The sequence below is a fragment of the Methylobacterium sp. 190mf genome (assembly GCF_900107945.1).
Classification (GTDB): Bacteria; Pseudomonadota; Alphaproteobacteria; order Rhizobiales; family Beijerinckiaceae; genus Methylobacterium.
Window position 1 is genome coordinate 70,431 of the sequence record NZ_FNVI01000005.1, and the last position, 23,906, is coordinate 94,336.

Genomic DNA, 23,906 nt, shown 5'->3' on the forward strand with positions numbered 1-23,906 from the left:
GCCGATGCCCCTGCGCCGTCGTTGCGAGCGGAGCGAAGCAATCCAGGCGGCGCCACGTGGACAAGCCCCGCGCCGCCCTAGGTCACTTCGCTGCGCTCGTGATGACGGAGGGGGCTTCGCCGTCCAAGTTGCGAACATGAACCGTGTCGAGGTTCGGATCTGCCAGCTTCCTCGACGCGGATCGTCTGTTGCGCGCGGCAGCGCGCGGCGTGATTACCGCCGCCCGCCCGCTGCGCGCAGCATCCGCCCCGTCGGCGCCGCGCCGTCCTCCTCGAACAGCTCGGCGAGCTTCTCGGTCATCGCCCCGCCGAGCTCCTCGGCGTCGATGATCGTCACGGCGCGGCGATAGTACCGGGTCACGTCGTGGCCGATGCCGATGGCCAGCAGTTCCACCGGCGAGCGCGTCTCGATCTCCTCGATCATCCAGCGCAGGTGCCGCTCCAGGTAGTTGCCGGCATTCACCGACAGGGTCGAATCGTCCACCGGCGCGCCGTCGGAGATCACCATCAGGATCTTGCGCTGCTCCGGCCGTCCGAGCAGGCGCTTGTGCGCCCAGTCCAGGGCCTCGCCGTCGATGTTCTCCTTGAGCAGCCCCTCGCGCATCATCAGCCCGAGGTTCTTCCGCGCGCGCCGCCAGGGCGCGTCGGCCGACTTGTAGACGATGTGGCGCAGGTCGTTCAGGCGGCCGGGATTCGGCGGCTTGCCGGCGGCGAGCCACGCCTCGCGGCTCTGGCCGCCCTTCCAGGCGCGGGTGGTGAAGCCCAGGATCTCCACCTTCACGCCGCAGCGCTCCAGTGTCCGCGCCAGGATATCGGCGCAGGTCGCCGCCACGGTGATCGGCCGGCCGCGCATCGAGCCCGAATTGTCGAGGAGCAGCGTGACCACCGTGTCGCGGAAATTGGTGTCCTTCTCCTGCTTGAAGGAGAGCGGCTGGTACGGGTCGATGACCACGCGCACGAGCCGCGCCGGGTCGAGCTGCCCCTCCTCTAGGTCGAACTCCCAGGCGCGGTTCTGCTGGGCGAGGAGGCGGCGCTGGAGCCGGTTGGCGAGGCGGCCGACCACACCCTGCAGGTGCGAGAGCTGCTTGTCGAGGTAGGAGCGCAGGCGCGACAGCTCGTCGGCGTCGCACAGCTCCTCGGCGTGGATGACCTCGTCGAACCGCGGATTGAACACTTTGTACTCGGGCCCGCGCGCCTCGTTGCCCTGCCGCTGCGGCGGGCGCGAGGCCTCCGAGGCCTCCTCCGACTCCGCGTCCTCGGCCTCCTCGGGCAACTCACCAGACGGTGCGTCGGCGGATTCCTGGGCGCCCTCCTCGATCTCGTCGGAGGCCTCCTCGGAGGTCTCGATCTCGGCGCGCTCGCCCTGGCTCTTCTCCTCCGAATCGCCCTCGCTGGGGTTCTGCTCGTCGTCCTGGGCGTCGTTCTCGTCGTCGTTCTCGTCGTCCTCCGCGTCGAACGGCGTCTCGTCCGACATGTCGAGGGAGGTGAGGAGGTCGCGCACCGAGCGGGCGAACTTGCGCTGATCCTCGATCGAGCCGAGCAGCCCGTCGAGGTTCGGGCCGGCCTTGGCCTCGATATGTTCGCGCCACAGCTCGACGATCTTGGTTGCGGCCTCGGGCGGCTTCTGGCCGGTCAGGCGCTCGCGCACCATCAGGGCGACGGCATCCTCCATCGGAGCGTCGGCCCGGTCGGTGATGGACTCGTACTTGCCGCCGCGATGGTAGCGGTCCTCCAGCATCGCCGAGATGTTGCTGGCCACGCCCGCCATCCGGCGCGACCCGATCGCCTCGACCCGGGCCTGCTCGACCGCGTCGTACACGGCGCGCGCGGGTGCGTTCTCGGGGGCGAGACGGCGGTGGACGGCCACGTCGTGGCAGCCCAGCCGCAGCGCCATGGCGTCGGCGTTGCCGCGCAGCACCGCGACGTCCTGCGCCGAGAGCTTGCGCGGGGGCTCAGGGAGGCGGGCCTTGTCGCCGGTGAGCGCCGGCCGGTCGGTCGCGTAGGTGACCTCGACCTCGGAGCGCCGGGCGATGGCGCGCAGGCACCCGGCCACCGAGCGCTTCAGGGGCTCGGCCACGGGTTCGCGGCGCTCGCCGGGCTTGCGGTTGGAGATGGACATCAGCGCTACCGGTCGTCCTCGAACGCGAAGGGGCGGTTCAGGATCTCGTCCCAGCTGTAGGGACAGTCCGCGGGCAGGGTTTCGGGCGATCGCTTCATCTCGCGAGCGGCTCGGATCCGACCGACCCGGTAGCCTTCGCTGGCGGCTTCGGCGATGCGCGGCTTGAGACCTGGATTTTTGCGCACCTGCCTGTCGATCCGCACGCGCTGTTCCGCAATCGTCAGCGACCCGCTTCGGCTGCGCCGCTCGGGCTGGTGATCCCATTTGAGGGCGTGGGCGAGAAGCACCTCGATCGCGCTCTCGAGCTTATCGTACTGCTCCGAACCCACGTCGCTCAGCTCCTCGGCGATGTTGTCGAGGTCGAGCGCGTCCACCCGGCCGGCGCGGAGCAGCGCCACCTGCTCCTGAACCCAGGTGTAGAGATCGTCCGCGTGGCGGGTCCGTCCCCGCGCGTGCGCAGTCGCCGGGGCGTCCTCGCGCGTCGGGGCCGGATGCGCCATCGCGTCCTCCATGCGGGTCAGCTCAGCGCGACGTTCACCGCGCTCTCGGGCAGCTCCTTGCCGAAGGCGCGCTGGTAGAACTCGGCCACCAGCGTCCGCTCCAGCTCGTCGCACTTGTTGAGGAACGTCACCCGGAAGGCGAAGCCGATATCCTTGAAGATGTCGGCGTTCTCGGCCCAGGTGATCACCGTGCGCGGGCTCATGACGGTGGAGAGGTCGCCGTTCATGAAGGCGTTGCGGGTGAGATCCGCCACGCGCACCATCCGGTTGACGATGTCGCGGCCCTGGTCGCCCCGGTAATGCGTCGCCTTCGAGAGCACGATGTCGACCTCGCGGTCGTGCGGCAGGTAGTTCAGCGTGGTGACGATCGACCAGCGGTCCATCTGGCCCTGATTGATCTGCTGCGTGCCGTGATAGAGGCCCGACGTGTCGCCGAGGCCCACCGTGTTGGCGGTGGCGAACAGCCGGAAGGCCGGGTGCGGGCGGATCACGCGCTTCTGGTCGAGGAGCGTCAGCCGGCCCGAGAGCTCCAGCACGCGCTGGATCACGAACATCACGTCCGGGCGGCCGGCGTCGTACTCGTCGAACACGAGCGCGACGTTGTTCTGCAGCGCCCAGGGCAGGATCCCGTCCTGGAAGGCGGTGACCTGCTTGCCGTCCTGCAGGACGATGGCGTCCTTGCCGACGAGGTCGATGCGCGAGACGTGGCTGTCGAGGTTGATCCGGATGCACGGCCAGTTCAGCCGGGCGGCGACCTGCTCGATATGGGTCGACTTGCCGGTGCCGTGATAGCCGGTGACCATCACGCGGCGGTTGCGGGCGAAGCCGGCCAGGATCGCGAGCGTCGTCTCCCGGTCGAAGATGTAGTCCGGGTCGACATCCGGCACGTGCTCCTCGGGCTCGGCGAAGGCCGGCACCTTGAGGTCGAGGTCGATGCCGAAGACATCGCGGACGGAGACGGTGCGGTCGGGCAGCGCGGCGGGCGTAGCGTCAGAGAGCATTCGGAACCTCGTGAGGCGCGGGCGCTCCACTCCCAAACAGTGAAGCATCCGCGCGGAAGGACGTCGAGCCGGGCCTCCGCGGCGGGGCGGAGCCATCCTTAGACGGCGGCGCGCTCGCGCGCCACCGACCGGCATGGATCCCATATAGGGCCGCCCCGCGCGGTTTGCCCTATCCTGGGTGCGAACCGGCGTGCATCGTTCGTGCCGCTCAGCAGAGACCGGCCGCGCGGAGCACGTCGTGGGCGCGGATGATGTCGCGCAGGCGCTCCTCGAAGGAGCGGTCGCCGCCGTTGGCGTCCGGGTGGAAGCGCTTCACCAGCACCTTGTACTGCGCCTTGATGGCGGCCGCGTCCGCGCCCTCCTCGAGGCCCATCACGTCGAGGGCGCGGCGCACCGTCGCCGAGTGCTTGGGCTTGCGCGGCTCCTCGGGCTGGCGGGCACGCCGGCGCGCGTCGCCGACGCCCTCGCCGCGCAGGATGCCGAGGGGATCGACGTAGGCCCAGTCCCGAACCGGCTCGTCCGCCGGCTTGGCCTCGCCGGTCCGGTTCACGCCCATCGCCCAGGTTGGGCGATGACCGATGATCGCGTCCTTCTGGTAGGCCTGAACGGCGGCGTCGTTCATGCCATCGAAGTAATTGTAGGTGGCGTTGTAGGCGCGGACATGGTCGATGCAGAAGCGCCAGTACTGGCCCTCCGCCTTCCGCCCCTTCGGCGCCCGGTACAGGCCCGGATGGGTGCAGCCGGGGCTCTCGCAGCCGGCTTCCGCGGCGGGCTTCGGCTCGTCGCAGGTCGGCTTGATCCGGATGCTGTCGAACAGGCGCGAGTTGAGATCCATGACGGGCCGATTATGAGGGGGCGGACCTGAGACACAAGGGCACCGGGCCTGATGACGCATGCGCGGGATCGGGCTTGACGGCGCCCACGGACACGACGCGAGGGCACGATGACGGACGGTGCGGGCGCGGGCGGCACCCTGCGGGACTGGATGGAGGCGCGGCTGCGGGAGCAACTCGCGCCGGCGCGGCTCGACGTGATCGACGAGTCGCATCTGCATGCCGGCCACGCCGGAGCGCGGCCGGGGGGCGAGACCCATTACCGGCTCGACATCGTCGCGTCGGCGTTCGAGGGCAAGAGCCGCGTCGAGCGGCACCGCTTGGTGAACGCGCTGCTCGACGACGCGTTCAAGCGGGGTTTGCACGCCCTCGCGCTCCGCGCCCGCACGCCGGCCGAGGCGGCCTGAATCGGGGCCCCGCTGGGGACGCGGGCGGGATCGCGCCGACGGGGTACGGGACGGGAGGCACGGGACAGATATGGTGACGGAGCCGCCGATCCGCATCCGCCCGCTCGCGGGCTGCGCACCCGACGCGGGGGCGCGGCGCGCCGTCGTCGCGCGGCCGGGGAGGGCGCCATGGCCCTGCGCGTGACGCCGCGCATCGCCATCGACGAGGACGAGATCGAGCTGTCCTTCATGCGCGCCTCGGGGGCCGGCGGACAGAACGTCAACAAGGTCGAGACCGCGGTCCAGCTGCGCTGGGCGGCGCTGGCCTCGCCCGCCATCGACGAGCGGGTGCGGGCCAACCTGGTGCGGCTCGCCGGGCGGCGGATGACCAAGGACGGCGTGCTCGTCCTCGCCGGGCAGCGGCACCGGACGCAGGAGCGCAACCGGGCCGACGTGCTGCAGCGGCTCGTCGATCTGGTGGCGGAGGCGGCCAAGCCGCCGCCGCCGATCCGCCGGCCCACGAAGCCCACCCGGGGCTCGCAGGAGCGGCGAATCGGCGCGAAGAAGAGCCGCGCCGCGATCAAGCAGGGCCGGGGCAGCGTCCGGGATTCGGACGGCTGACCCCGATCCCGCCGCCGCGGCCGGGTCTCAGTGGATCGCGTCGATGACCTCGGCCTTCGGGCTGGCGTCGGGCGCCGGGGAGGAGCCCGCCACCAGGGTGCTGCCCGGCTTGGCGATGGTCAGGACGATCGCGATCATCGCCAGGATGGCGGCCAGAGCCGCCGGGAACAGGAAGGCCGATTCGCCGTAGCGCATGTCGAGCAGGCCGCCGACGACGGCGCCGGTGCTGAGCCCGGCCCAGAGCGGCGCCTGGATCCAGAAGGACGGCGCCACCGTGCCGAGCAGCAGGTTGGCGCAGCCCGTGCCGAAACGCACCACGGCGCCCGTGACGTAGGTGAGCGCCAGGGAGCGGCCGCCCTCGTCCTGCAGCGTCGCGTTCTGGAGGCCCAGCGCCAGGACGATCGGATAGGCGTGGAGCGGGTACGCGAAGGTACCCCAGGGCATCAGCAGGCCGCCGGCGAGCAGCAGGGCCTGGAGCGTCAGCAGCACGGCGAGGCGCCAGCGCCCGACCCAGGCGGCGATCAGCGTCCCCAGGAAGGCGCCGAAGCAGAACATGCAGATGGTGCTGGCGACGCGGCTGACGTTCTCCCAGTCGGCGTTGGCGACCGCCACGCCGAAGCGGGTGGTGTTGCCCGACATGAACGACATGAAGAGCTGCGAGAATTCCAGGAAGCCGATGGAGTCGGCGCAGCCCGCGAGCGCCGCGAGGGCGATCGCGAAAGGGATGCGGGTTCGCGGATCGGCGGGAAACGACTTGTCGGCCGGTGGCTCAGGTTTCTGCTCCGGTGCTGCACCACCTGTCCGACTTCCGTATTCCGCCATGCTGATCCCCCGATCGAGCCGCCGCGCCTAGTCGCGGTCGACTGACAATGGACGAATAGCGGAGCGGTTTCATGCCGATGTGCGCCGCAACACAACGACGCGCCCCGGCACTGGCCGTCCGCCCTCGCGACGGACTTCCGCCGGTCTCGTCGTCAGCAGCTCCAATCCGGACGCGGCTGCCGTCGCCGCGATGTGGGCCTCCGCGTGGGCGTAGCGGCCGTCCTCGCCCAGGACGGAACCGGGGCCGTCGTGGGATTGCACCGTGACGGCACCGAGCCCGCCCGGCCGCAGGACCCGCCCCACCCGCGCCAGGAACGTCGCGAGGTCCGCGACGTAGATCAGGACGTCCGCGGCGAGGCAGAGGTCGGCCGACGCCTCCGGCAGGTCGGTCAGGGCGGCGCCGATGTCGCCCTCGACGAGGCGCTCGTAGAGCGGCCGACCCCGCGCCGTCTTGGCCCGCGCCAGCGCCAGCATCCCGGGTGAGAGGTCGATCCCGGTCAGATGGTCGACCCGGTCGCGCACGACCTCGCCCATGAGCCCCGTGCCACAGCCGAGATCGACGGCGACCGCGAAGCGCTCCGGAACGCGCGGCAGGGCGTCGCGGACGAGTTGCGGGCCGACATAGCCGAGGCCGTCCACGAGGTGGCGCTCGAACCGTGGCGCGTAGTCGTCGAACAGGGTGCGGACATAGGCCGGCGACAGGACCGGGAGAATGTCGCCGCCGCCCAGGCGGACGAGATGCGCGCGCACGCCCAGCCGGTCCTCGGGATCGATGTCGAGGGCGCGGGAAAAGGCCTGCGCCGCGGCGTCGCGCAGGGCCGGATCGGGGCCGGCGGCGGCCAGGCCCGCGCGCGCCCGGCCCAGCAGGAGCCAGGCCGGCGCGTAGCGCGGGGCGCGTTCCAGGACCTGCTCGGCGAGGTCGGCGGCGGCCGCGTGGTCGCCGTCGGCGAGGCAGGCCTCGGCGTAGCGGTAGCGGCGATCGGCGAGGAGGTCGCCGGAACTGAGCTGCGAGGCCATGCGTCTGCCGGGTCGGGGGCGCCTATATACCGGGGCCACCGGCGGACTCCACCGGCAGCACGGACCCGATGCCGATACGCGCCAGCGATCTCCTCACCCTGACCCGCGAGGGTCTCTACTGCCCCCTCGGACGCTTCCACGTTGATCCGACCTGGCCCGTGGAGCGCGCGCTGATCACGCACGGGCACGCCGACCACGCCCGCGCGGGCCACGGCCAGGTGCTGGCGACGCCCGAGACCCTGCGGATCATGGCGGTCCGCTACGGGACGGATTTCTGCCGCCAGCGGCAGGAGGCGCAGCTCGGCGCGGCGCTCCGCGTCGGCGACGTCACCGTGCGCTTCGCCCCGGCCGGCCACGTCCTCGGGTCGGCGCAGATCGCCATCGAGCGGGACGGCGTCCGCGTCGTGGTGTCGGGCGACTACAAGCGCGCGCCGGACCCGACGTGCCTGCCCTTCGAGGTCGTGCCCTGCGACGTGTTCATCACCGAGGCGACCTTCGGACTGCCGGTCTTCACCCATCCCGACACGCGGGGCGAGGTCCGCAAGCTCCTCGAATCGGTCCGGCTGTTCCCGGAGCGCGCCCACATCGTGGGCGCCTACGCGCTCGGCAAGGCGCAGCGGGTGATGGCGCTCCTGCGCGAGGAGGGCTGGGACCGCCCGATCCACCTGCACGGCGCCATGGAGAAGCTGACGACGCTCTACAAGGAGGAGGGCGTGCCGCTCGGCGACACGCCCAAGGTCGTGGCCGCCGAGCGGAAGGACCTGCACGGGGCGATCGTGCTCTGCCCGCCCTCGTCGATCCAGGACTTGTGGTCCCGCAGGTTTCCCGACCCGGTGACCTGCTTCGCCTCGGGCTGGATGCGGGTGCGCGCCCGCGCCCGCCAGAAGGGCGTCGAGCTGCCGCTGGTGATCTCCGACCATTCCGACTGGCCGGACCTGGGCCGCACCATCCGCGACACCGGCGCCGGGGAGGTCTGGGTGACCCACGGCCAGGAGGACGCGTTGGTCCACTGGTGCGGGACCCAGGGGATCCGGGCGAAGCCGCTCCACCTGCTCGGCTACGGCGATGACGGCGAGGTCGAGGGGACCTCGGAGGCGGGCTCCGGGGCGGAGGCGGCGGCGTGAACGACTTCGCCCACCTGCTCGACCGCCTCGCCTACGAGCCGCGCCGCAACGCCAAGCTGCGCATGCTCCAGGACTACTTCGCGCGCACGCCCGATCCCGAGCGCGGTTACGCGCTCGGTGCCATGACCGGCACGCTGAGCTTCCGCGAGGCCAAGCCGGCCCTGATCCGGGGACTGGTCGAGGAGCGGATCGACCCGGTGCTGTTCCGGCTGTCGCACAATTACGTGGGCGACCTCGCGGAGACGACGGCGCTGATCTGGCCGGGACCGGCGGAGGCGCCGCGGGAACCGGGCCCCGGCCACAACAACCCGCCGCCGCACGTCCCGACCCTGGCCGAGGTCGTGGAAACCCTCGCGACCATCCCCAAGCGCGATCTGCCCCGCCATCTTGCCGACTGGCTCGACGCCCTCGACGAGACCGGGCGCTGGGCGCTCCTGAAGCTGGTCACCGGCAACCTGCGGGTCGGCGTCTCGGCGCGGCTCGCCAAGACGGCGGTGGGCGCGCTGGGCAACCACGACGCCGACGCCGTCGAGGAGGTCTGGCACGGGCTGACCCCACCCTTCGAGACCCTGTTCGCCTGGGTCGAGGGCCGGGCCGAGCGGCCCGAGACCCTGAACCCCGCGCCGTTCCGGCCGCCGATGCTGTCGCACCCGATCGAGGAGGAGGCCGACCTCGAGAAGCTGGAGGCCGGGGCGTTCTCCGCAGAGTGGAAGTGGGACGGCATCCGCGTCCAGCTCGTCGGCGGTCTCGACCGGGCCGGCCAGCAGGTCGGGAAGGTCTATTCGCGCACCGGCGAGGACATCACCGGGGCGTTCCCGGACCTCGCCGAGGCCATCACCTTCGCGGGCGCCCTCGACGGCGAGCTGCTGATCCTCCGCGAGCGGCGGGTGCAGAGCTTCAACGTGCTGCAGCAGCGCCTGAACCGGAAGGCCGTGACGGGCAAGCTCCTGGAGGAGTTCCCGGCCCACGTGCGGGCCTACGACCTCCTCACCCTGGAGGGCGACGACCTTCGGGCAGAGCCCTTCGCGGAGCGGCGGCGGAAGCTGGAGGCGCTGGTCACGCGCCTCGACCACGCGCGGATCGACATCTCGCCGCTCGTGCCCTTCGCGGACTGGGAGGCTCTGGCGGCCGCCCGGGCGGACCCGGCCTCGGTGGGCGCCGGCGCGGATGCCGACGCCATCGAGGGCGTGATGCTCAAGCGCCTCAACAGCCCCTACCTGCCGGGACGCCCCAAGGGACCCTGGTGGAAGTGGAAGCGCGAGCCGCACATCGTCGACGCCGTGATGATGTACGCCCAGCGCGGGCACGGGAAGCGCTCCTCCTTCTACTCGGACTACACGTTCGGCGTCTGGCGGGAGGCCCCCGAGGGCGGCGACGAGCTGGTGCCGGTGGGCAAGGCCTATCACGGCTTCACCGACGTCGAGCTCGCCAAGCTCGACCGCTACGTCCGCAACAACACCACCAAGCGCTTCGGTCCGGTGCGCGAGGTCGCCCACGGCCGCGAGGCCGGGCTCGTCCTTGAGATCGCCTTCGAGGGCGTGCAGCGCTCGACCCGGCACAAGTCGGGCGTGGCCATGCGCTTCCCCCGGGTCAGCCGCATCCGCTGGGACAAGCCGCCCGCGGAGGCCGACCGGATCGACGTGCTGGAACGGATCCTCGCCCGGGGCGAGCGCGAGATCGCGCCGGGCGCGACGCTGATGGAGAAGTCCGCATGAGGCAGGGACACGGACGGGAGGGCAGGATCGGGTCGGTCGAGGCGCTGGCCTCCGGTCCGGTGGAGCGTCACGCCAGCGCGCGCCTCACCGTCGCGACCCCGGGACCGGGCTTCACGGACTTCACCGCCGCGGTGGCCGCGTTCGTGCGCGACAGCGGCGTCCGGGACGGGCTCCTCACGGTGTTCTGCCGGCACACCTCGGCCTCGCTGACCATCCAGGAGAATGCCGATCCCGACGTCCAGACCGACCTGATGACCGCGCTCGACGGCTTCGCGCCGCGCCACGCCGGCTACGTCCACGGCGCCGAGGGGCCGGACGACATGCCGGCCCATATCCGCACCCTGGTCACCGATTCGGCCCTGACCATCCCGCTGGTCGGCGGGGCGCTGGCGCTCGGCACCTGGCAGGGGATCTACCTGATCGAGCACCGCGACCGGCCGCACCGGCGGGAGATCGTGCTGAGCGCCCTCGGGGCGTGACGCGTCCGCCGGCGTCGCGCGGGCGGCGCGGGCCGGCTCAGCAACATGCGGTCACACACCGTCGGTTAACCATAGTGGGTCCTTATCGGCTTCCGTCGGATCGGGGACCGTGCCGCTCCGGCGAACGGAGACCCCGATGGGCCTTTACACCGCGCTCTCGAACTCGATTTCCGGCGCCTCGGCGCAGTCGCTGGCCCTGAACAATATCTCGGGGAACATCGCCAACACCCAGACGGTGGGCTTCAAGTCCACCGAGACGCGGTTCGCCGACATGCTGGCCGAGACCCGGGACGGCACGCAGCTGACCGGCGGCGTGCTGCCGAGCACGCGCAACAGCCTCAACATCCAGGGCACGATGCAGTCGACCGGTGTGGCGACCAACCTCGCGATCTCGGGCAACGGCTACTTCGTCGTCAAGAAGAACACCGGGACGCCGGACAGCCCGGCCTTCGCCGGCGACACCGGCTACACGCGGCGCGGCGACTTCGCTCCGGACGCCAGCGGCTATCTCGCGAACGGCGCGGGCTACTACCTGTTCGCCGGCCCCTCGGCGACGACCCCCGTCCAGGTTCCGACCGGGGCGAGCACCCTGGCGAGCCTCGCGGTCTCGCCCGCCGGCACCCTCACGGGCACGGCCGCGGACGGCAGCACCCTGGCCCTCGGCACGCTGCAGCTGGCGCAGTTCGGCATGCAGGACAACCTCGCCTCGCTCGATGGCGGCACTTACGTGGCCACCGGCCAGTCCGGGACGCCGAGCTACGGCCTCAACGGCGCGACCATCACGGCCGGCTCGGTGGAGCAGTCCAATGCCGGGATCTCGGATCAGTTCTCGAAGATGATCGAGACCCAGCAGGCCTACACGGCCAACACCAAGGTCATGAGCACCACTGACCAGATGCTGCAGGACGCCATCGCGATGTACACCTGAGGCGGCCCCGTCAGAGGAACTTCAGCGGGTCCTTCTCGGGTGGGGGCGGCGCCACGTCGGCGCGGTTCCACCAGCCGCCGCCGAGGGCCACGAACAGCGCGGCGGTGTCGGCGTACTGGGTGGCGCGCGCCGCCGCCGAGGTCACCAGCGCCGAGAGGTAGCCCTGCTGGGCGATCAGCACCTGCGAGGAGGTGATCGCCCCGGCCGTGTACTGCTTGCGGATCAGCGCGAGGCTCTGGTTCGTGGCGCTCACCGCTGCGTCGGCGGCGGCCACGGCCTTCGCGTCGGCCTGGAGCGCGCGCAGCGCGTCCGCGACGTTCTGGAAGGCGGTGATCACCGTCGCCTTGTACTGCGCCTGCGCCTCCGTCAGCGATTCCTCGGCGGCCTGCTGGCGCCGGAACAGGGTGCCGGCATCGAAGATCGGCGCCGTCGCCTGCCCGATGATCGTGAAGAACGCCGCGCCCGGATTGGCGATCTGGGCGATCCGCGTGGCGCTGGAGCCGCCCGTGGCGGTCAGGCTGAACTGCGGCAGGCGGTTCGCCACCGCGACGCCGACATTGGCACTCGCCTGCTGCACCAGGGCCTCCGCCGCCTTCACGTCGGGGCGCTGCTGCACGAGCCGCGAGGGCAGGCTCACCGGGAGCCGGGTCGGCAGGCGCAGGGCGGCGAGGTCGAAGGTCTCGGAGACCTCGTCGGAGGGCAGGCGCCCCACCAGGGCGGTCAGCAGGTTGCGCTGCTGGGCGAGCGCCTTCTCCAGCGGCGGCAGGAGCTGCTGTGACAGCGCCAGCGCGGCCTGCTGCTGCACCACGTCGGCCCCGGCGATCTGACCCAGCGAGAGCTGCTTGTTGTAGAGCTGCAGGACCTCGGTCTGCGCCTGGATCACCTTGCGGGTCGCGTCGATCTGCGCGCGCAGGGACGCTTCCTGGATCGCGGCGGCGACGACGTTGGCGGTCAGGCTCAGGTAGGCCGCCTCCAGCTGGAAGCGCTGGTTCTCGGTGGTGGCCTCCAGCGACTCGATCTGCCGGCGATTCCCGCCGAACACGTCGGGATTGTACGAGACCACCGCCTGCGGCGTGGACAGGCTGTAGAGGTACCGGCTCTGATTGTTGAGGGGCGATTGCAGGTCGAGGCCGGGCGCCAGCGCCCCCTGGACCTGCGGCGTCGCGGTCAGGCTCGGGTAGAGGGTGCCCTTCTGGGCCAGCACGTTCTGCTGCGCCACCCGCAGGGAGGCCTGCGCGGCCTCCAGCGTTGGGTTGTTGGCGAGCGCCTGCTCGACGACGCGGTTCAGGGCCTTCGAGTGGAACAGCCTCCACCACTCGCCCGGGATGTCGGCGCCGGACACGAAGCTCTGGTCGGCCGAGCCGCCCTGCCGGGTCCGGATGTTGTCGGCCGCGGAGGGGTTCTGCAGCGGCTCCTTGGTGTAACGGCCGACCGGCGGAGCCTCGGGCGCCACGAAGTTCGGGCCGACCGCGCAGGCCGACAGGCCCAGGGAGGCCGCCAGCCACGCGGTCGCCCGTCCGCACCGTCTCGGCGCAAAGCTCACCATCCCGCCCCCGAAAACCTCACCTCGGTAGAGCGGCGCGACCCGCTGCCAAGTCAATCCGACCATCCCCGGGCGGCGCGCGCGGCGCGGCCGTTGTGGCCCCCCTGCAACGGGCCGCGCGCCGGCCCGCGTGGTCGTGAGCCGGCTCACGCGGCGGCCCGGTGCGCGGGCCGCGCCTGGGCGTCCGGGTTCGGGCGGCGTCGGGAGAACAGTGAGATCAGCACCGGGACGATCACGAGGATCAGGTTCGGCGCCAGGATGATGCCGCCCACCACCACGAGCGCCAGCGGCTTCTGCACCTGCGAGCCGATGCCGGTGGAGACCGCGGCCGGCAGCAGGCCGACGCAGGCCGCCACGCAGGTCATCATCACCGGGCGCATGCGGACCACGGCGGCGTGCCAGACCGCCTCCTGCCGCTTCCAGCCCTCGTCGAGCAGCTGGTTGTAGTAGGCGAGCAGGATCACGCCCTCCATGGTCGAGATCCCGAACAGCGCGATGAAGCCGATCGCCGCCGAGATCGAGAACGGCGTGCCGGTCAGCGCCAGGGCGAAAATGCCGCCGATCATCGCCATCGGGATGACCGACAGGGTCAGCAGCATGTCGGCCACCGATGAGAAGTTGATGTAGAGGAGCAGCGCGATCAGCAGCAGCGTGATCGGCACCACGAGGCTGAGGCGGGCGGCCGCCTCCTTCAGGTTGGTGAACTGGCCGACCCATTCCAGCCGGTAGCCTGGCGGGAGGTCGACCGCGTCGGCGACCTTGCGCTGGGCCTCGAGCACGGCGCTGCCGAGGTCGCGGCCGCGCACCGAGAACTTCACCGGGATGTAGCGCTGCTGGTCCTCGCGGTAGATGAACGAGGCGCCGGAGACGAGGTCGACGTCGGCGATCTCGGAGAGCGGCACCTGGATCACGCCGCCGTTGGGGTTCTGGGCGCCGACCGCGATGTTGCGGATGCCGGCGAGCGAGGAGCGGTACTCCTTGGCGAGCCGCACCCGCATCGGGAAGTGCCGGTCCGAGCCGTACTCGTAGAGGTCGCCCGCGGTCTGGCCGCCGATCGCCGCCTGGATCGTGGTGTTCACGTCGCCGATCGAGAGGCCGTAGCGGGCGGCCTTGTGGCGGTCGACGTCGATCCGCACCGTCGGCTGGCCGAGGGATTCGAACACCGACAGGTCGGTGACGCCGGGGACGGTGGCGAGCGCGGCCTTGACGGCGTTGGCGGTCTTGGTGAGCTGCGCGAGGTCGTTGCCGTAGATCTTGACCGAGTTCTCGCCCTTCACGCCCGAGGCGGCCTCCTGGACGTTGTCCTCGATATACTGTGAGAAGTTGAACTCGATACCGGGGAATTCTGCCTCCAGCTTCTTGCTGAGGTCCTGGATCAGCGTCTCCTTGTCGAGGCCCTTGCGCCACTGGTCGATGGGCTTGAGCGGCGCCAGGATCTCGACGTTGAAGAATCCCGTGGCGTCGGTGCCGTCGTTCGGGCGGCCCTGGTGCGACAGGACGGTGGTGACCTCCGGGACCTCCTGGAAGATCTTGCGCATGCGCTGGACGTAGGCGTTGCCGGCCTCCAGCGAGATCGAGGACGGCATCGTCCCGCGCACGTAGAGGTTGCCCTCCTCGAGACGCGGCAGGAATTCGAGGCCGAGGTTGCGGGCCGTGAGGCCCGAGACCAGCAGAACCGCCAGCATCACGGCGACCGCCAGGATCCGGTTGCGCAGGCCGAAGCGCAGGGCCGCCTCGTGGCCGACGCGCAGCACCCGCACGATCAGGGTGTCGCGCTCCTCGAGCTTCTTCGGCAGCATGAGGGCCGAGAGCGCGGGCGAGACGGTGAAGGTCGCCAGCAGGCCGCCGAGCAGCGCGTACGCGTAGGTCTTGGCCATCGGGCCGAAGATGTGGCCCTCGACGCCGGTCATCGTGAACAGCGGCAGGAAGCCGACGATGATGATCGTCGCCGAGAAGAAGATCGCCCGGTTCACCTCGCGCCCGGCGATCGCGATCGTGCCGAGCCGCCCGGTGAGGCCGTCGGGCGGATCCTCGCCCTTCACGTGATCGGGCTCGGCGATGTGGCGGAAGACGTTCTCCACCATGATCACGGTCGCGTCGACGATCAGGCCGAAATCGATCGCGCCGAGCGACAGCAGGTTGGCCGAGTCGCCGCGCACCACCAGGATCAGGATCGCGAAGCCGAGCGCGAACGGGATCGTGGCCGCCACGATGATCGCGCTCGTGAGCGAGCCGAGGAACAGCCACTGCACCACGAAGACCAGCACCACGCCGAAAACGAGGTTGTGCATCACCGTGTGGGTGGTGGTGTGGATCAGGCCCGAGCGGTCGTAGATCCGCTCGATCTTCACGTCGGGCGGCAGGATCGTGGAGCTGTTGATCTTGTCGATCTCGGCCTCGACCCGCTCCAGCGTCGGCAGGCTCTTGCCGCCGCGGGTCATGAGCACGATGCCCTCGACGATGTCGGGCTGGTTGTCGTGGCCGACGATGCCGAGGCGCGGGGCGTTCGACACGCGCACCTCCGCCACGTCTCGCACCAGCACCGGGGTGCCGTTGACGAGGCTGATCATCGTGTCGCGAATGTCGTCCATGTCGCGGATCAGGCCGATGCCGCGCACCACCGCCGATTGCTGCCCGACGTTCAGCGTCTGGCCGCCGACGTTGATCGAGGCGTTGTTCAGTGCGTTGGTCAGCTGCACCAGGGTCAGGCCCTGGGCCTGGAGGCGATTCAGGTCGACCGCGACCTCGTACTCCTTCGCCTTCCCGCCGAAGGCCGTGACGTCGACGACGCCGGGGATCGCCTTGAACCGGCGCTGCAGCACCCAGTCCTGCAAGGTCTTCATGTCCATGGGCGAGTAGCCCGCCGGGCCGACGAGCTTGTAGCGCATGATCTCGCCCACCGGGCTCGTCGGCGAGATCTGCGGCGTGGCGCCGTTGGGCAGGGTCGGCGCCTGCGACAGGCGGTTGAGCACCCGCTGCAGCGCCTGCTCGTACGTGTACTCGTAGTTGAACTGGACCTTCACGTCCGAGAGGCCGAACAGCGAGATCGTCCGGACCACCTGGGCGTTCGGGATGCCGGCGAGCGCCACCTCCAGGGGGATGGTGATGTAGCGCTCGATCTCGTCGGCCGACTGGCCCGGATTCTGGGTGATCACGTCGACGAGCGGCGGGACCGGATCCGGGTAGGCCTCGATGTTGAGCTGCGTGTAGGCGCCGTAGCCGACGCCGAGCATCACGACGAACAGCAGCACCACCAGCACGCGCTGGCGCAGCGAGAAGGCGATCAGGGCGTTCATCGGATCCCCGCTCAGGACGCCTTGTCGCCGGTGGCCGCCCGGTCGATGAACAGGGCCCCGCGCGTGACGACCTGCTCGCCCGCGCTCAGGCCCTGGACGACCTGGGCGTTGTCGCCGTTGATCAGGCCGAGCTTGATGTCGCGCGCCTCCACGGCGCCGTCGGGCCGCGCCACCCAGACGTGGGTGCGGTCGCCCTCGTACACGATGGCGGCCACCGGCACGCTCGGGCTCGGCTCACCCTTGCCGGTGATGATCGTGTAGGTGGCGAACATCTCCGGGCGCAGCACCCGGTCCGGGTTGTCGACCTCGCTGCGCACCGCGAGGCGCCGCGTCGCCGGGTCGAGGCTGGAGGCCATGTAGTTCACCCGGGCCTTGAACACCCGCGCGCCGAAGCCCGCCACCTTCGCCTCGACCTCCTGGCCGATGCGGATCTTGGGGATCTCGCTCTCGCGGACGTTGGCCACGAGCCAGACCGTCGACAGGTCGCCGATCACGAAGACCGGGTCGCTGGAGGCCGAGAGGTACTGTCCGATGCCGACCTTGCGCTGGACGATCGTGCCGGCGATCGGCGCCCGGATCTGCGTCTCGGCGCTCATCGTGCCGTTCTTCTCGAAGGCGGCGATCTCGGCGTCGGTCTTGCCCAGCAGGCGCAGGCGGCTCCGCACCGCGTCGAGGGCGCCCTCGGCGGTCTTCAGGTCGCTCTGGGCGGCGATGACGTCGTTCTGGGCCGACTGGTAGTCCTTCAGTGCCGTCGCGCGGGCCTGGAACAGCTCCTGCTGGCGCTGCGCGATGGTCTGGTCGAGCTTCAGGAGCGCCTGCTGCTTCTGGAGGTTGTTCACGGCCGCCTGATAGTCGTTCTGCGCCTGGACCATGTCGGTGGCCTCGAGCGTCAGCAGCACGTCGCCGGCCTTCACGTCGTCGCCGGCGCGGACCAAGACCTTCGTCACCCGGCCGGCATAGGGCGAGACCACCGGGACGTTGTCGTCCTCGTTGAGGGCGATCCGTCCCTCGGCCGAGCCCTCGGGCCGGAATACGAGGTTGGCGACCGGCAGGATCTCGAAGGCGGCCCGCTGTTCCTTGGAGGGCCGGAACACCCGCTCCACCGGGCCGGCCTTCTCCACGTCGATGCCCGGGTCGGGGTTGCCCGGGGCGAACAGCCCGGTCACGGCCGCGACGAGGTGCGCGGCGGCCTCGCGGGTCCGGTCGGGAAACGCGATGGCGGCGCCCAGGGCGGCCGCGAGCAGGACGGCGGCGATCAGCAGGCCGGGCCATCGGCGCCCGCGCGCGGGGCCGGCGACGGCCTCGTCCTGGTCCAGCGGATTTCGGGCGTCCATGCGGATGATCTTCTAGGTCCGGACCGAGAGTCCGGGCTGGGTGACGAGAGTACGATACGTGCCCGGACGACGCCTACATCAATGCGGTCGCTGGTGCTTTTCTATGGCGCGCCGCGGGAAGATTCGGGCGGTACGGCGTGCCTAGAGCAAAGCTTGTCCGACAGGCAATCGATCCGGCGCCCCGGTCGCGAAACCGTGTGGCCCCGTCTTCCTTTGACGGGATTTGTTACAATATGACAACGCTCGCGGGTCCAGGCCCGCGCGATCCCGCACCCGTCACCGAAGAAGCCGTCATGTCCGATACGAGCAACGCTTCCGCCCCGGCCGCTCCCGGTTCCGCCTCCGGCAAGATCCCGGTCACCGTGCTCACCGGCTACCTCGGCGCGGGCAAGACCACGCTCCTCAACCGGATCCTCACCGAGAACCACGGCAAGCGCTACGCCGTGATCGTCAACGAGTTCGGCGAGATCGGCATCGACAACGACCTCGTCGTCGGCGCGGACGAGGAGGTGTTCGAGATGAACAACGGCTGCGTCTGCTGCACGGTGCGCGGCGACCTGATCCGGATCATGGACGGGCTGGTGAAGCGCCGGGGCAAGTTCGACGCGATCATCGTCGAGACGACCGGCCTCGCCGACCCGGCCCCCGTGGCGCAGACCTTCTTCGTCGACCAGGATGTCGGCGAGGCCGCCCGCCTCGACGCCGTGGTGACGGTGGCCGACGCCAAGTGGCTGTCCGACCGCCTGAAGGACGCGCCGGAGGCGAAGAACCAGATCGCCTTCGCGGACGTGATCCTGCTCAACAAGAGCGACCTCGTGTCCCCGGCCGACCTCGACCGCGTCGAGGCCGAGATCCGCACGATCAACCCGCTGGCCAAGCTCCACCGCACGCAGAAATGCGCCGTGCCCCTCGACGCGGTCCTCGAGCGCAACGCCTTCGACCTCGACCGCATCCTCGACGTCGAGCCCGACTTCCTCGAGGCGGGGCACCACCACCATCACGATTCCGACATCCGCTCGATCTCGGCCAAGATCGAGGGCGCGGTCGACCCGGACAAGTTCATGCCGTGGATCTCGAACCTCACCCAGTCGCAGGGTCCGGACATCCTGCGGTGCAAGGGGATCGTGGCCTTCCCCGACGAGCCGAAGCGCTTCGTCTTCCAGGGCGTGCACATGATCCTCGACGGCGACGTGCAGGGGGACTGGGGCCAGGACGAGGAGCGGGTCTCCCGGGTGGTCTTCATCGGCCGCAACCTCGATCCGGCGGCGATCAAGGAGGGCTTCGAGGCCTGCCGCGCCTGAACGGGCGCCGCCTCCCCGGCGCCCCGCGCCGGGAAGGCGATTCTCAACGTTTCCGTGGCATCACGGACGGCGCGGGCCCGCGTAACCGGCCCGCGGAGCCCGCGTATCCATGGCCCACACCGCAGCGCCCGCAGGCCCGGTCCCGTCCGGGTCGGCGGGCGGAATCCCGCTCATCGCGGCCGTCGAGGGGCTGGCCAAGGCGCTGTTCGCGGCGTTCGTCTTCTTCGCCTGCTTCGCCTTCTCGGAGACCTCGCCCTACGACGCGGTCGCGATCCCCACGATCCTGCTCTGGCTCTGCCTCGGCGTCCGGCTGCACCGCGGGGCGGTGCCCCTGGTGGCGCTCCTGCTCCTCTACCTCGCGGGCATCGTCACCGCGCTGCTGCCCTACCTGAACGAGGAGTTCCCGGTCACCTGGACGGTGCAGCTGGTCTATCTCTCGATCACCTGCATCTTCTTCGCGATGTTCTTCGCGGACGACACCCACGCCCGGATGGAGCTGGCGCTCAAGGCCTACACGGCGAGCTGCGTGTTCTCGGCGGCTCTGGGCATCGTCGGCTACCTGCAATGGCTCGGGATCGAGGACCTGTTCTACAAGTACGACCGGGCCTCGGGCACGTTCCAGGACCCGAACGTCTTCGGCTCGTTCCTGACGCTCGGCGCGCTCTACCTGATGCACGGCCTGCTCACCGGCTCCACGCGCCGGCCGCTCGTGTCGCTCGCCGGCCTGCTGATCATCGTGGCCGGCATCTTCCTGTCGTTCTCGCGCGGGTCCTGGGGCGGGAGCGCCGTCGCGGTGCTGCTGATGGTGGGATCGGTCTACGCCGGCAGCGACTCCCCGCGCCTGCGCCGCCGCATCGTGCTCCTGACCCTGGCGACCATCGTTCTCGGCACCGTCGCGGTGATCGGGCTGCTCTCGGTCGACCACGTCCACAAGATGTTCGAGACCCGGGCGGCCCTGACCCAGGACTACGACCAGGGCGAGACCGGCCGCTTCGGCAACCAGATCCGCGGCTTCGCCATGCTGCTGGAGCGGCCGTTCGGGATGGGGCCGATGCACTGGCGGCTGATCTTCGGGCTCGAACCGCACAATTCCTACATCGGCTCCTTCGCCAACGGCGGCTGGCTCGGCGGGGCCGTGTTCATCGGCCTCGTGGTGGCGACCGGCCTCGTCGGCTTCCGGCTCCTGGCGCAGCCGTCGCCGGTCCGGGCGCACGCCCAGATCGTCTGGCCGGCGCTGCTGATGTTCTTCCTGCAGGCCGTCCAGATCGACATCGAGAAGTGGCGCCACGTCTACATGATGCTGGGCATGGTCTGGGCGCTGGAGGCCGCGCGGTTGCGCATGGGCACGCGGCCGCAGGCGGGCGCGCTTGAAACGCGGCGCTAGGCGCGGCATCGCTCGGTCGCGGCCGATCGGCACCCGGAGACGGTACGTGAGCACACAGCCGGAGAACGAGCGCGACCGGCTCGCGGCCCTCGAGGCCCTCGCGATCCTCGGGACACCGCCGGAACCGCATTTCGAGGCCGTCTGCCGGACCGCCCGGCGCCTGTTCGGCGTGCGCAGCGCGTTCGTGGCCTTCCTGGGCGACACGCACCAGTGGCTGAAGACGCCCTGTGCCGGGGTGCCGACCACGATGCGGCGGGACGAGAGCTTCTGCCAGCACACGATCCGCAGCGACGCCCTCGTGGTCGTCCCCGACGCGCGGCTCGACGCGCGCTTCCGCGACCTGCCCGTGGCCGCCGCGCCGGACGGGATCCGGTTCTACGCGGGCATCGCCCTGAGCCTCCAGCCGGGCCTGCCGGTCGGAACCCTCTGCCTCGCCGATCCCGAGCCCCGCTCCGACTTCTCGCCCGAGGATGCGGCCGCCTTCCGCGACCTCGCCGAAATCGTCGTGGCGCATCTGCGCCTCACGGAGGCCAACGCGCGGCGCGACCGGGAGATCGCGCAGGCGGCGATCCGCGAGGCGCTGATCCGCGAGCAGCACCAGGAGATCAACGCTCGGGCCCGCGCCCAAGAGGCGGCGAACCACCAGCTCACCATGGCCGAGCAACTCGCCAGCGTCGGGAACTGGCGCGTGGATCTCGCGGACGGGCAGCCGGTCTGGTCGGCGAGCCTCTACGCCATCGCGGGCCGCGACCCGGCGACCCCGCCGCCGCATCTCGACGCCTTCTCGCAGATCTACCATCCCGACGACCGCGCCCGGCTCGAGGCGATCGTCGCCGACGCGATCGCCCGCGGGGTCCGGTTCGATTTCGAGGCCCGGCTGCTGCGGCCGGACGGCGCGCTGCGCGACGTGGTCGTGCGCGGCATGGCCCGGGGGGAGGGGGCGGGCGCCGGCCTGTTCGGCGTCCTGATCGACGTGACCGAGCGCCGGCGCGCCGAGGACGAGGTTCGCCGCAGCGAGCTGCGCTACCGGGGCCTCGCCGAGGCGCTGCCGCTCCTGGTCTGGACCATGCGGGTCGGGGACGGTCAGGCGACCTACGCCAACGCGCAGTTCCAGTCCTATTACGGGCCGATCGGGCCCGAGCGCGCGGAGCGCCTCGTCCGGAACCACCCCGAGGATGCCGCCGCCATGGAGGCAGCCTGGATCCGGGCGGTCGAGACCGGCACCGGCTACAGCGGCCAGTGGCGGATCCGGCGCCAGGACGGCGTCTACCGGTGGCACAAGCTCTCCCTGATCCCGATCCGCCTCGACCCGGCGGACGGCGCGGTGGCGGAGTGGCTCGGGACCGCCCTCGACGTCGACGACATCGTCACGGCGCGGCTCGCCGTCGAGGAGGCGAGCGGCCTGCTCGACATCGCCCTCGACGCCGCGGAGGCCGGCACCTGGGACTGGGACATGCGCACGGGGCTCGCCGTCCTCAGCCCGGAGAGCGCGCGGATGCACGGCCTGCCGGAGACCGGCGGCGCCCACACGATCTCGGCCTCCGCGTGGACGGCGCTGATCGATCCGGACGACGTCTCCGATGTCTGGAACGAGATCCGGCGGGCGGTCGAGTCCGGCACCCCCTACGCGGCCGAGTTCCGGGTCGGCGCGCGCTGGCTCTACGCGCGGGGCCGGACGCTCGGCGGCACCGACGGGCAGCCCCAGCGGATGGTCGGCCTCCACCTCGACATCACCGAGCGCAAGGCGGTCGAGGCGGCCCTGCGCACCGCCACGCGCGACGCCGAGGCGGCCCGCACCGAGGCGGAGCGCGCGAGCGCGGCCAAGAGCGAGTTCCTGGCCGCCATGAGCCACGAGATCCGCACCCCGCTGAACGGCATCCTGGGCTATGCCGAGCTGCTCCTCGACGGCGACGCGATCCAGAACGAGGACCGGCGGCGCCTCGAGCTGATCCAGAGTTCCGGCGCGGCCCTGCTCACGGTCGTCAACGACATCCTCGACTTCTCGAAGATCGAGGCTGGCGAGCTGACCCTCGATCCGGTCACCTTCCCGCTGGCCTCGACCGTCGACAGCACGGTCTCGATCGTGCGGGGCAGCGCGCTCCGCAGCGGCCTCGCCATCGAGGCCCGGATCGACCCGGCCCTGCCGACCTTCGTGGTCGGCGATGCCGGGCGCCTGCGACAGGTGCTGCTCAACCTGCTGAACAACGCCGTGAAGTTCACGCCCGAGGGCTCGGTCACGGTGACCGCGGAGCGGGAGAGCGACGGCGTCGCCCCCGACGGGCGCCCCGGCGACGCGGTCCGGTTCTCCGTGGTCGATACCGGCATCGGCATCGCGCCGGCGCAGCAGGACCGGCTGTTCAAGCGGTTCAGCCAGGTCGACGGCTCGATCAGCCGGCGCTTCGGCGGCACCGGCCTCGGCCTCGCGATCTCCCGGCACCTCGTGTCGCTGATGGGCGGCGAGATCGGGGTCGAGAGCCGCGAGGGGGCGGGCTCGACCTTCTGGTTCCGGCTGGTGCTGCCCCGCGGCGAGCGGGACACCGCGGCCCCGGGCGCCGCGGCCGACGCGGGTGGGCCGTCGCGGCCGCCCCCGGCCGCGGCTCCGGCGGCCGGCGAGGTCCCGGGCGCGCCGCTGCGGCTGCTCCTCGTCGAGGACGTGCCGCTCAACCAGGAACTCGCCTGCGCGGTGCTCGAATCCCAGGGCTACGCGGTGGACGTGGCCGGGGACGGCGCCGAGGCGATCACGGCGGTCGGGTCGTCGGTCGCGGCCGGCCGGGCCTACGATCTCGTGCTGATGGACGTCCAGATGCCCCGCGTCGACGGGCTCACGGCCACGCGCCGCATCCGCGCCCTCGCGCCGCCCGCCTGCGACATCCCGATCGTCGCCATGACCGCCAACGTCCTGCCGTCGCAGATCGAGGAGCTGCGCGAGGCCGGGATGGACGACCATGTCGGCAAGCCGTTCCGGCGGGCCGACCTCTTCGCCACGATCAGCCGCTGGACGGCGCCGGGCGCGCGGCGGCCGGCGCGGGCCGAGGTGCCGCGCCGCCTGCCGCAGGTCGATTCGGCCGTGCTCGACGCGGCGGTCCTGACCGAGATGGAGGCGAGCTTCGGCACCGATCGCGTCGGGGCGCTGCTCGATCTCCTGGCGAACGAGCTGTCCGAGCGGTTCCGGCCGAGCGAGACCGACCGCCTGCAGATCGCCCACGACGCGCACGCCCTGGTGGCGGCGGCCGGGCTGCTGGGCTTCGTCGGCCTGTCGAGCCTGTGCCGGGAGGTCGAGGCCGCCGCCCACGCGGGCGCCGACCTGATGCCGCTGATCCGGCGCCTGGAGATCCAGCGGGCGACCGCGCTCCGCGCCATCCGGCAGCTGCGCGCGGCGTGAGTCCGCGCGCGGGTATCGAGGACCCTTTCCGTCATCGCGGGCGGAGCGAAGTGACCCAGGGTCGGCGCGCCGCCGGTGAGCGCCGCGTTGCCCTGGATCGCCTACTCCGCTCGCCGAGACGG

The 23,906-nt window shown here is 71.2% G+C and carries 18 protein-coding genes; 9 read left to right on the plus strand and 9 right to left on the minus strand.

Going from position 1 to position 23,906, the window contains the following annotated elements:
• Positions 1 to 213 precede the first annotated feature (213 nt).
• The 4 genes from cobT to C4T42_RS07465 form a co-directional block, all read right to left on the minus strand.
• Positions 214 to 2,118: a cobaltochelatase subunit CobT gene (cobT, locus tag C4T42_RS07450; RefSeq protein WP_020092686.1), complete on the minus strand. Its 1,905-nt coding sequence runs from the start codon at positions 2,116 to 2,118 to the stop codon at positions 214 to 216.
• Between the two features lie 5 nt (positions 2,119 to 2,123).
• Positions 2,124 to 2,630: a DUF29 domain-containing protein gene (locus C4T42_RS07455; RefSeq protein ID WP_020092685.1), complete on the minus strand. Its 507-nt coding sequence runs from the start codon at positions 2,628 to 2,630 to the stop codon at positions 2,124 to 2,126.
• 5 nt (positions 2,631 to 2,635) lie between these two features.
• A complete protein-coding gene (cobS, locus tag C4T42_RS07460; protein ID WP_012320633.1) occupies positions 2,636 to 3,619 on the minus strand; it encodes a cobaltochelatase subunit CobS in 984 nt (327 codons plus the stop codon).
• A gap of 208 nt (positions 3,620 to 3,827) precedes the next feature.
• Positions 3,828 to 4,454: a DnaJ domain-containing protein gene (locus C4T42_RS07465; protein ID WP_020092684.1), complete on the minus strand. Its 627-nt coding sequence runs from the start codon at positions 4,452 to 4,454 to the stop codon at positions 3,828 to 3,830.
• Between the two features lie 108 nt (positions 4,455 to 4,562).
• Between C4T42_RS07465 and C4T42_RS07470 the strand changes: the two genes are divergently transcribed.
• A complete protein-coding gene (locus C4T42_RS07470; protein WP_020092683.1) occupies positions 4,563 to 4,859 on the plus strand; it encodes a BolA family protein in 297 nt (98 codons plus the stop codon).
• 168 nt (positions 4,860 to 5,027) lie between these two features.
• Entirely contained in the window at positions 5,028 to 5,459 is a 432-nt protein-coding gene (gene arfB, locus C4T42_RS07475; RefSeq protein WP_020092682.1) for an alternative ribosome rescue aminoacyl-tRNA hydrolase ArfB, read from the plus strand.
• Between the two features lie 27 nt (positions 5,460 to 5,486).
• Here arfB and C4T42_RS07480 read toward each other — a convergent pair whose 3' ends face one another.
• Both C4T42_RS07480 and C4T42_RS07485 read right to left on the minus strand, forming a co-directional pair.
• Positions 5,487 to 6,281, minus strand: coding sequence for a YoaK family protein (locus C4T42_RS07480; RefSeq protein WP_020092681.1), 795 nt, complete (start codon positions 6,279 to 6,281; stop codon positions 5,487 to 5,489).
• 69 nt (positions 6,282 to 6,350) lie between these two features.
• Positions 6,351 to 7,298: a methyltransferase domain-containing protein gene (locus C4T42_RS07485; protein ID WP_020092680.1), complete on the minus strand. Its 948-nt coding sequence runs from the start codon at positions 7,296 to 7,298 to the stop codon at positions 6,351 to 6,353.
• A 68-nt stretch (positions 7,299 to 7,366) separates the two neighbouring features.
• Here C4T42_RS07485 and C4T42_RS07490 point away from each other — a divergent pair, with 68 nt between their 5' ends.
• The 4 genes from C4T42_RS07490 (at position 7,367) to C4T42_RS07505 (ending at position 11,544) form a co-directional block, all read left to right on the plus strand.
• Positions 7,367 to 8,422 carry a ligase-associated DNA damage response exonuclease gene (locus tag C4T42_RS07490; protein WP_020092679.1) on the plus strand — a complete coding sequence of 352 codons (1,056 nt, stop codon included), beginning with the start codon at positions 7,367 to 7,369 and terminating at the stop codon, positions 8,420 to 8,422.
• The gene (locus tag C4T42_RS07495; protein ID WP_020092678.1) at positions 8,419 to 10,137 is read left to right on the plus strand and encodes a cisplatin damage response ATP-dependent DNA ligase; all 1,719 of its coding nucleotides are present in this window, start codon (positions 8,419 to 8,421) and stop codon (positions 10,135 to 10,137) included. The genes C4T42_RS07490 and C4T42_RS07495 overlap by 4 nt, the downstream gene beginning before the upstream one ends.
• On the plus strand, positions 10,134 to 10,616 hold the full coding sequence (locus tag C4T42_RS07500) for a secondary thiamine-phosphate synthase enzyme YjbQ (protein WP_020092677.1): 483 nt from the start codon (positions 10,134 to 10,136) through the stop codon (positions 10,614 to 10,616). The genes C4T42_RS07495 and C4T42_RS07500 overlap by 4 nt, the downstream gene beginning before the upstream one ends.
• Positions 10,617 to 10,752: 136 nt before the next feature.
• A complete protein-coding gene (locus C4T42_RS07505; RefSeq protein ID WP_020092676.1) occupies positions 10,753 to 11,544 on the plus strand; it encodes a flagellar hook basal-body protein in 792 nt (263 codons plus the stop codon).
• A 10-nt stretch (positions 11,545 to 11,554) separates the two neighbouring features.
• Here C4T42_RS07505 and C4T42_RS07510 read toward each other — a convergent pair whose 3' ends face one another.
• The 3 genes from C4T42_RS07510 to C4T42_RS07520 form a co-directional block, all read right to left on the minus strand.
• Entirely contained in the window at positions 11,555 to 13,090 is a 1,536-nt protein-coding gene (locus C4T42_RS07510; RefSeq protein WP_020092675.1) for an efflux transporter outer membrane subunit, read from the minus strand.
• 143 nt (positions 13,091 to 13,233) lie between these two features.
• On the minus strand, positions 13,234 to 16,383 hold the full coding sequence (locus C4T42_RS07515; RefSeq protein ID WP_020092674.1) for a CusA/CzcA family heavy metal efflux RND transporter: 3,150 nt from the start codon (positions 16,381 to 16,383) through the stop codon (positions 13,234 to 13,236).
• An 11-nt stretch (positions 16,384 to 16,394) separates the two neighbouring features.
• Complete coding sequence (locus tag C4T42_RS07520) at positions 16,395 to 17,717, minus strand: efflux RND transporter periplasmic adaptor subunit (RefSeq protein WP_020092673.1); 1,323 nt, start codon at positions 17,715 to 17,717, stop codon at positions 16,395 to 16,397.
• Positions 17,718 to 18,010: 293 nt separating this feature from the next.
• Here C4T42_RS07520 and C4T42_RS07525 point away from each other — a divergent pair, with 293 nt between their 5' ends.
• The 3 genes from C4T42_RS07525 to C4T42_RS07535 all read left to right on the plus strand — a co-directional run bounded on the left by C4T42_RS07525 (position 18,011) and on the right by C4T42_RS07535 (position 23,784).
• The gene (locus C4T42_RS07525) at positions 18,011 to 19,018 is read left to right on the plus strand and encodes a GTP-binding protein (RefSeq protein WP_042673890.1); all 1,008 of its coding nucleotides are present in this window, start codon (positions 18,011 to 18,013) and stop codon (positions 19,016 to 19,018) included.
• A gap of 109 nt (positions 19,019 to 19,127) precedes the next feature.
• Positions 19,128 to 20,402, plus strand: coding sequence for an O-antigen ligase family protein (locus C4T42_RS07530; protein WP_020092671.1), 1,275 nt, complete (start codon positions 19,128 to 19,130; stop codon positions 20,400 to 20,402).
• A 46-nt stretch (positions 20,403 to 20,448) separates the two neighbouring features.
• Entirely contained in the window at positions 20,449 to 23,784 is a 3,336-nt protein-coding gene (locus C4T42_RS07535; protein WP_020092670.1) for a GAF domain-containing hybrid sensor histidine kinase/response regulator, read from the plus strand.
• Positions 23,785 to 23,906: the final 122 nt, after the last annotated feature.